Annotated in this window: 5 protein-coding genes; 2 read left to right on the top strand and 3 right to left on the bottom strand. The window is 64.7% G+C overall.

The features are described 5' to 3' along the window. Positions 1-473 (top strand): integrase core domain-containing protein (locus tag AB0J09_RS44885; protein ID WP_360705498.1); only part of this gene is annotated, 473 nt, incomplete at its 5' end. 97 nt (positions 474-570) lie between these two features. Next, entirely contained in the window at positions 571-978 is a 408-nt protein-coding gene (locus AB0J09_RS44880; protein WP_360705495.1) for an integrase core domain-containing protein, read from the top strand. Positions 979-1,120: 142 nt separating this feature from the next. Here AB0J09_RS44880 and AB0J09_RS44875 read toward each other — a convergent pair whose 3' ends face one another. The 3 genes from AB0J09_RS44875 to AB0J09_RS44865 all read right to left on the bottom strand — a co-directional run bounded on the left by AB0J09_RS44875 (position 1,121) and on the right by AB0J09_RS44865 (position 8,901). After that, a complete protein-coding gene (locus AB0J09_RS44875) occupies positions 1,121-1,552 on the bottom strand; it encodes a hypothetical protein (RefSeq protein WP_360705492.1) in 432 nt (143 codons plus the stop codon). A gap of 73 nt (positions 1,553-1,625) precedes the next feature. Then, positions 1,626-6,845, bottom strand: a complete 5,220-nt coding sequence (locus tag AB0J09_RS44870; protein WP_360705501.1) for an RHS repeat-associated core domain-containing protein — start codon at positions 6,843-6,845, stop codon at positions 1,626-1,628. Between the two features lie 28 nt (positions 6,846-6,873). Beyond that, positions 6,874-8,901: an RHS repeat domain-containing protein gene (locus tag AB0J09_RS44865; protein WP_360705489.1), complete on the bottom strand. Its 2,028-nt coding sequence runs from the start codon at positions 8,899-8,901 to the stop codon at positions 6,874-6,876. Positions 8,902-9,436: the final 535 nt, after the last annotated feature.

The raw sequence follows: 9,436 nt of genomic DNA, 5'->3' as shown, positions 1-9,436 counted from the left end.
TCCGTGTGCTCGGCACCACGGGACACCCGAGCGCAAACTGGGTCATCCAAGCGATCAGGAACCTGGTGATGGATCTGGACGATGCAGGCTGTCGGACGTGCTTTCTGATCCGAGACCGGGACGGAAAGTTCCCCGCGCTCATGGACGAGGTCCTCGCCGAGGCCGGCATCAAGACGGTGCTGACTGGTATCCGGATGCCGCGGATGAACTCGATCATGGAGCGGTGGGTGCAGTCCTGCCGGCACGAGCTTCTCGACCGCTGCCTGATCTGGAACGAACGCCATCTTCGGCATGCCCTGCGCGAGTACGAACTCTTCTACAACCAGCACCGGGCCCATCAAGCCCTGAACCAGGCCGCCCCGCTGCGCACCGTCCCCGATCCGATCACGGATCCCGAGCGAATCATCGACCTGAATGTACGCCGACGAGACCGGCTCGGCGGCGTCCTCCACGAATACTCACATGCCGCTTGACCTGCGTGGATGGAATTTTCGGCAGGCGCAATCCTGAGGGAGTATCGGCATGCGGCTTGACCTGGCCGGATGATTAATCGGCACTCACAGTGTCCGTGTGCTCGGCACCACCGCACACCCGAGCGCAAACTGGGTCATCCAAGCGATCAGGAACCTGGTGATGGATCTGGACGTTGCAGGCTGTCGGGCGCGCTTTCTGATCCGAGACCGGGACGGAAAGTTCCCCGCGCTCATGGAAGAGGTCCTCGCAGAGGCCGGCATCACGACGGTGCTGACTGGTATCCGGATGCCGCGGATGAACTCGATCATGGAGCGGTGGGTGCAGTCGTACCGCCGGGAACTCCTCGACCGCTGCCTCGTATGGAACGAACGCCACCTGCGGCACGCCCTGCGCGAGTACAAACGGTTCTACAACCAGCACCGAGCCCACCAAGCCCTGAACCAAGCAGCCCCGCTGCGTTCCGCCCCGGATCCGATCGCAGACCCGGGCGAATCATCGACCTGAACATACGCCGAAGAGACCGGCTCGGCGGCATCCTCCACGAAGACTCACATGCCGCTTGACCAGCATGGATGCAATTTTCGGCAGGCACAAAGTCTGCGCTTCGGCGGCTGACTGCCCGTCGGCGGTGATGCGACTGCCGTACTTACCAGCCTACGTACGCGTAAACGCTCACGAGCGCCGTGGGCTTGATGCCCTGACTTTCGATGGCCTTCATCGCTTCGGGTTGATCGTGCTCCTCAGAGACACTCCACGCATAAGCAGCAATGGTGGCACCTTTCCACCGGGATGATTTCAGCCACACATTTAGCGGCCGACTGTCCACCTTGGTGGTCCAGTTTCGGCTGTGGAGATAGGCTACCGCCTTCCCGAGCGATTCCTCCTCAGTATCGCCACCGACATCGACCAAGAAAGCATGGGTTACTAGGATTTCTGACCCCGTTGAGACTTCTTGGCGTTCTTTCCAGATAACTGTGCCGATCTTATTGATTTCTCCCAGTACGCCGGGGTCGACCTCTTCGGGCTGCTGCGCACATCCTCCAACAAGAAGAGAGATCGCAAGAGCAATTGCAGTCAACTTTCGTCTCCGCGCAACCCTCATCCTTCTATCTCTTCTCGCTCGCGGTATCGATTGAGGACGATATCGTATCTTACATGTAGGTCCAGCATGCAGCTCTTCCGCATGCGAAGAGCTCAGGGGCGGCCTTCACGTATGCTAGTAGAGCGTTACGGCGCTCCTCTGCGATTCGCCCGTTCTCTGGATTCTTCTTGGTGGCCTCGGGCCTGCCGACGTAGCCACTATTTGCCCAAGCCACGTATCGCTTGGCGCTGACCACTCCGGTTTTCGGGTCCACGACCGCTCCGGAGCAGGTGCAGTAGGCGATGGCCGCGTCCATGTCGGTCATAGGACGATTAAGACCCGTTATGCGCTCTTTCAGGTAGCGCATATAAGCCGCTGCCGCATGTATTGCAATGGAGGGATTTTTCATCATATCCGCGATCTCACCGTTGCTATAATTTTTAGCGGCAAATCCCTTCGCGTATGCGTTAAGTGCATGCCTTATTTTATAGATTTCCAATTGGCCAACGCCAATCGATGCCCCTTCCCCCTGCGTCAAAAAGCTAAGGTTATCGCCAGCCTTGGCCCCAAGTGTCTGATTGGCCTGCCAGTGGCTTTCATACATGAGAACTGCAGCCAGGGCATTTACGTCTTTGATTCCGTGATTCGCGGCCGCCTTCTCGATATCCCTCCAGTATCTAACGATGTACTTATAGCTTTCATAAGAAGCATATCTAGAGGCGCTGGTTCCGTCCTTTGGCTTTGTAGCATACATGCCCGAACCGAGCTTGCCACCTACTTGCTGCATCTTTCGCCACTCGCCGAGTCTTACATCGTTGGCGTTCTTCTTCGCCGCCTTCTCCATGGTGGCGAAGCTTTCCAGCCCGCCGGCCGCCACCCAGCTGAAAGCAAGCTGCTTGTCGGTCATAGTCGGCGACCAGTTGGACATGTACTCGTTCTGCACCTTTTCGCTGGCGAACCAGAAGTTGGGCTGGTCGACGGGCCGGCCGTTGGGCATGACCTTCATGCCCAACCTCGCGATTTCGTCGTCGCCAAGCCAGAATTTCTTTTCGTTCTCCAGTTGGATCATCCGGGCCCAGCTCGGGTCGACACTCTCCACGTTTCCATATCCGCCAGGCGCAGTGATCAAGTCGTTGTACTCTGTCGTTCCGATGATCAGTTGTCCCGGATTGGGGCCGATTCGACCATCGCTCCCGCCGCTGGGGCTGTAGCCCCCGCTCCCGTCCAGGCTGTACATGGTCATGTGCCCAGTGGGGTCGATGCCGGTGAGCGGTGTGGCGTTGGCGTAGGTGTAGCGGTTGGCCTGGACGGAGGGGTTGGGGTTGAGGGTGGCGGTGTCGCGGCTGGTGAAGGTGCCGGTGCCGGGCTGGTACCAGCGGGCGTGCATATTGACCTTGCCGGTGTCCGGGTCGGCGTATTCGCCCTGGTAACCGAGCTGGGTTCTGCTGCCGGTCTGGGCGGTGACGGTGCCGAAGGGGTCGTAGGCGGCAGATGTCTGCAGGGTGGAGGTGAAGGTGGCCACCAGGTCGCCGTGCAGGTCGCTGAGCGCCGCCACTGCCGCGCCCGTCCCTTCCTGGAGACCGAGCAGACTGCCGCCTACGTCGCGGGAGTATTTGGCCTGGACGGTGCCGCCGCTGTCGGTGATGGCGGCCAGGTCGTTTCCGAGTCCCGAGTAGGCGAAGCCCTGCTTGGCGGTGCCGCGGATCCGGCTCGTCATGCGGTCGAGGGCGTCGTAGCTATAGAGGCTGTCGCCATCGGCGATGAGCCGGTCGAAGGCGTCGAACGTGTAGTTGATGGTGGCCCCGGCCTTGCTGCTGCTGGCGAGGGTGCCGCGCGGGGTGTAGGTGTAGTCGGTGCCGTCGCCGCTGGTCAGGCGGTTGCGTTCGTCGTAGGTGAAGGTCTTGTCGCCGGCCTTGGTGCGGTTGCCTGCGGCGTCCCATTCATAGGCGGTGGTGGCGCCGCCGGGGGCGGTCCAGGAGGTGAGCCGTCCGGCGTGGTCGTAGCCGTAGGTGTTGGTGCCCGCCCCGGCGGTGCCGGCGGTGGTCTTGGTGGTGAGGTTGTCGTCCTTGTCCCACTCGTAGGCGATCTTGGCGAGCTGGGTGCCGGAGCCGTTCTTCAGCGTCTGGCTCTTGACCTGGTTCGTGTCGTAGTAGTCGATGGTCTGGGTGCTGGCCGTGCCGGTGGCGGTGATGGTCTTCAACCGGCTGGCCGCGTCGTAGCCATAGGTGAGGGTACGGCTGGTCACCGGGTCGGTGGCAGTCTTCAGCCGGTTGGCGCCGTCGTAGGTGAAGGTGGCAGTGCCGCTGGCATCGATGCGCTGGACGGGGCTGCCAATCCCGTCGTAGGCGTAGGTGGTCTCTTGGACGGTGCCACGCGAGACCTTGAGCGGCAGGCTGCGGTCGTTGTAGTCGACCGTCAGATCACCGGCGGTGGTGCGGCGGCCGGCCAGGTCGTAGCCGAACGTGCGCTCCGCCGTGGTGGCGCCTCCCCCTGCACCGCTCTCCTTGGTGAGGCGGCCCAGGTGGTCGAAGATACGGTCGATGCGTACCCCGCCGGGCTGGATGGTGGTGGTCGGGTTGCCGGCCGCGTCGTAGGCATGGGTCCAGGTGCGCTCGGCCGCGTTCGGGTGCGCCGTTGTGGAGGGCTCGGTCACCGTTTCCACCAAACCTAGGCTGTTGTAGCTGGTCCAGGTGGCGTTGCCTCGCCCATCAGTGATCCGGGTGCGGGCGCCAGTGGCATCGTAGCCGAAGCTGGTGGTGATCGACTCGGTCGTCGACACCGGTTCGACAAGCGAGGTTAGACGACCTAGTGCGTCGAATGTCTGCCGGGTGACATAGCCCTCCGGTGAGGTGGCGCTGATCTGGTTGCCTGCGGCGTCGTAGCCCATGCCGTAGGTGCGCTCCACCGTGATCTCATTGTTGGAAGACTCGTTCCGGCCCAGGTCCGTGACCGTAGTCTTACGGCCGGCCAGGTCGTATTCGGCGACGCTGGCGTTACCGTTCGCATCAGTAGTCTTCACCAGACGCCCGGCCAGGTCGTACTCCATGGTGCTCGCACCCGCCGGGTCGGTCACCTTGGTGGTCTCACCGGCCGCGTTGGCCTCGAAGCTGGCGGTCTTGGTGGTCGTGCCCGTGCCGGGGACGATTTGCTTGACCAGCCGTCCGGCGTCGTCGTACTCCATCTTGGTGGTGTAGGCGGCGCTGGCGGGCTTGCGCTCGATCTGGGTGGCGGTGATCTGCCGGCCGAGGTCGTCGTAGGTGGCCTGGGCGCGGGCGCCGGTCGGGTCAACGGTGGCGAGTTTCTCGCCCGCCATGTCGTACTCGGTCACCCAGGTGCCCGGACTCTGGCCGTCGGGGGCGGGGTCGGTGACACGGACCTGCCGACCGAGCTGGTCGTACTCGTAGGTGGTGACGTTGTCGCGCGAATCGGTGGTGCGGATGCGCTGTCCAGCCTTGTCATAGGCGTGCTCGACGGTCGAGATGATCGTACTGCCGCCGGGGGGCGTGTACGCCGGCGCCGTACTGCTGACCAGCCGGCCGGCCTTGTCGAAAGTCGAGGTGACGATGCGGCCCTCGGCGTCGCGCTGATGGGTCTGATTGCCCACCGTGTCGTAGCCGACCAGGGCGGACGGGCGGGCCGAGGCGGCGCTCCCGTTCTTGTCCACCTGCACCTGCGGTGCCTTGCTCTCCACCAGCCGATCCAGGATGTCGTAGCGGATCGTGGTGGTGTAGTCGGCGGCGTTCGCACCGTCGGCGTTGCCGCGCGGGTCGGTGGTGGCGACGGGCAGGCCGCGATCGTCGTACTCGATGGTGGAGACGATGTCCTGGGCACCGTTTTCGATGGTCTGCCGGGTCTGCTGGTTCAGCTTGTTGTAGGCGTAGCTGGTCGTCTCGACGCGGTCGCTCTCGGCGGCCCTGCGGGTGGCCTTGGTGACGTTGCCGTTGGCGTCATAGCCGAACTCAGTCACGCGCTCGAGCCCCTTCGGGTTCTGGGCCGAGCGGGGGTCCAGCACCTGCGTCACCAATCGGCTGGCTTGGTCGTATTCGAAGATCGTGACGATGTCTTGACCGTTCGCCTGCTTACCGCCCACCTGGGTGATCAGGTTGCCGGCCGCGTCGTACTCCTCTGCCTTCACCTGCACATCCCGCGGCGTGGCGGCGGGGTCGTTCAGCCTGGCCTTGACGGCGATCTGTTCCTTGAGCCGGTTGTCCATCCAATAGGTGTTCTTGGACGTTCGGCCCATCACATCCTTGATGGTGTCCAGCCGCCCGCCCGCGTCGTAACTGCGCGTCTCCAGCAGTACGTCCGTGGCCGGCTGCGGGTTGACCGGGCTACCCGTCCAGCCCTTCAGCGTGCTGGTGTACAGCTCGCCCCGCACGGTGTAGGCCTGCTCAATGACCGTGCCGCGCGCGTCGGTGGTGCGGATGACCTGGCCGCGGTGGTTCCACTCCTGCCGGGCGATCCCGCCCTCCGGGCCGGTGAGCGAGTCCTGGCGACCGTGCGAGTCATAGGTGTAGGTCGTCACGCGGTCCTGCTCGCCGCCGGTCAGGTCGGCGATCGTCTGAGTCAGCGGGTTACCGTCAGGATCGTAAGTGGTGCGGGTCTGCCCCGTGTGGGTGACGTTAGAGATCTCGTTCTTCACGCCCGGAGCGGTGCTGGCGGTCAGGCGGTTCCAGCCGTCGTAGGCGAAGGTGGTCTTCGCCCCGTTCGGAACCGCATCCGAGACGCGCGTGCTGGCGATCACCCGGCCCAGCGCGTCGTAGTCCAGCTTCGTAACCAGGCCTTCGGGGTCGGTCTGCTCGGCCAGGTCACCGGCCGCGGTGTAGCGGTACTGCCAGGTGTTGCCGCGGGCGTCGGTCTTGCTCTTCGTCAGACCGGCCGGGGTGGTGCCCCCGCCCTCCGCCGGTTCGCTGCCGTCGGTGTAGGCGATGCTCTCCGAGCGGCCCTGCGGAAAATCGTCCGTCGCCGGAGTGGTTACCTTGGTCTGCTCACCGAAGCTGTTGTACTCCGTCGTGGTCGCGTGGGTGGGGTCGGTGTCGCTGGCCGACCGGCCGTCCCGGTAGGCGATCACCTGGTCGTTGCGTGGGTCGAACGGGTCGTTCTCGTTGAGGTAGTAGGTCCAGTACTCGATCGCGCACTCGCCCGCTGCCCGGCAGTACTTCCGCCCCAGGGTGTTGCCCCGCTTGTCCTGGTAGATGTCGTTGGCGATGTTGTTGCGGTCGATCACCTTGGTCAGGAAGCCCGCCTGGTCGTATTCGTACCAGGTGGTGAACTGCCGCTGGTCGGTCACGCCGCGGATGCGGTAGCCGCGCCAGGCGTCATACAGGTACTTGAGCTCTTTGTTGTCCGGGTCCAACACGGTCACCTGGGCCTCGCCGGACTGCTGCTCGATCCCAACAGTGCCGATCTTCCAGGTGCCGCCGTCGGCGTCGGTGTGGGTGGCGATGCGGTCGGTCTTGTCGTCGTAGGTGTTGACCGCGTGCACCCGGCCGGACGGCAGCGTTACCTTGGTGAGCTTGTTCGGGGCCGCGGTACGGGCGGCGTAGTGCCGCTGCACCTCGGGCGCGGTCAGCGGCCGGTCGTAGATGGCGACCTCGTCCACCAGGCCGGCCAGCCCGCCGATCGTGGTGACGTACCGGTTCTCGGTGCCCGTGATGGCCCCGCTGAGCGTGCCAACGACCGCGCCGTCCAGGTAGGGTCTGCAGGTTGCCGGAGACGGTGAGCACCGCGTGGTGCCAGGCGCCGTCGTTGACCGCAGCCGCAGTGGTGATGGGGGTGGCGGTCGGCTGGTAGGAGCTGCGCAGCTTGCCGTCGGTGCCGACCCCGAACACCTCCTCCTTGGTGGCGCTGGGGGCGGTGCGCAGCGACATGACCGTGCCGGCGGAGGTGGAACTGGTCTTGAACCAGGCCTCCATGGTCGCGTACGTGCCGATCTTGGGCACGATCCCGTCCTTGGGCCGCACCTCGGTGGTGGTGGTCAGCTCGACCGCGCCGTCCGTCGTGCCGGCCAGCGCGCCCGGCTGGGCGCGCTTGGCGGTGGCGTCATAGGTCGCATCGCCCGCGCCCCAGCCCAGGTCGATCGCATCGCCGGTGGCCTCGCTGAGCCGCCAGTAGCCGAACGGATCCGAATCCAGCACGCTGCTGCGATACAGCGACCCGCCCCCGTACTCATACGCGGTGCAGTTCGGCGCCGCCACCGGCGCGCACACCTGCGTCAACCGCCCCTGCTCATAGCCGTAAGTCCAGGTCAGCGCCTTGCCATCGACCGGATCGCTGGACACCGTCGCGACCTGGTTGCCCTGCCAGGTGAACGTCACCGACCGGCCCCCAACCCCGGTCACTTTCGACAGTTTCCCCCCGGTGTCGTAGGTCAGGTCACTGCTGTGTCCCCGCTGGTCGCTCATCTTCGTCAGCCGCCCGGCGGCATCGAACAGGAAGGTGGCGTTGGCCTTGTCCCTCAACCGCCAGGTGCCGCCGCTCTCCTGGACCAGCGTCGCGTACATGCCGGGCGGCGGCTGGAACGTCCCATCCCCGTTCGAGGCGAACCGCACCTGCCGCCCGTCCGGATAGGTGACCAGCGCCGAGGTGGAGGCGCCGCGCACCTCCTTGACGACCTTCATGTCCCAGCGTGTGGACCAGCCCGCCCCGAACATGCCATCGGTGCGCGGGTCCATGCTGTTGTAGGTGCGCACCACCGACAGCGGCGGCCCCACCGTGGCCACCTGCAAATCCGTCGCGGTGGTGGTGTAGTTACCGCTCTGCTGATTGAACTCCTGCCCGGCCACCCCCGCGGAGGCCAGCGACGAGGTGACCGTCGGCTGCCGCACCCCGGTGACGAACGTCAGCTTCGGCGACGTGGTGGTGGAGGAGTCGTAGGAGTCCTTGACGGTGACCGTCCACCAGTACTGCTTGCCCCAGGCCAGCTTCCCGGCCGGAACGCTCCAGCTGTTGGCGTTGCCCGCCACATATCCACCCGAGGACGTGCAGCCGGTGCCGGTCATCGCCTCGACGTCACACAAGGTGAACGAGTACGACAGCTTCGAGGTGCTGGAGTTGTTGCTCAGCCCCCACGCCCGCAAGGCCGGCGTCAGCGAATCAACCAGATGCCCCTGCGCCGGATACCAATTCGTCAGGGTCGGCACGGCCATGATCGTCTGATCGGCCGCCTCGGCCCGCAACGTCCCCGCCGGCAGCCCGGACTCCTCAGATGAGGTTGCCGCCGCATCCACCGTCCGGTCCTCCAGCGGCACCGCTCCCTTGGGCCGCGTCACCTCCGAGCGCCACCCATTCGACGGCTGTGCCGCGGCCGGAACCTCGGTCGCGGGCACCAACAGCGGCAGCGTCATTGCCGACCCCATCATCTGCTGCGGCACCGCGGGTAAGGCACCAAGGTCAGCCACCGCGCCCACCGCAGGGACAGCCGCGACCGGCGACGCCTGCAGCACCAGCAGACCCGGCGCCAACCCGGCAAGCGTAAGGACCATCCCAGCCGAACGACGCCATGACGAAACCGAGCGCATACGCCATCACACTCCGAACCACAACGAAGGACACCAGCAAAGGCGCCAACCGTCGCTCTCCGCCACGGCCCTCCGGGTCGCGCGGCTCGGAGCTGATCACATCCGACGATCAACGTAAGAAAATACGACGTTCCCGGCAAGACACGCGATCATCACAAAACGGATAACAGCTCTATCGGGTACGCGACGCTCCGTAAGGCGATGTATGAGTACCAACCGGACACATATGGTGCGTTCAGCCACACGAACGGTTCCTTGGGCCCCACCCCCTCTCTGTCAGACTCTCGTGAGACCTGGGGACGAAGTAGTCTTCTGTGACTCAAGCAGGGCGAGAACAGGATCTTTCAGACAGTGACCTTGA

The sequence above is a fragment of the Nonomuraea sp. NPDC049784 genome, assembly GCF_040659615.1.
In the GTDB taxonomy this organism is placed as follows: Bacteria; Actinomycetota; Actinomycetes; order Streptosporangiales; family Streptosporangiaceae; genus Nonomuraea.
The sequence above is the reverse complement of the archived record's forward strand: the minus strand, read 5'-3'. Positions and strand labels throughout refer to the sequence as shown.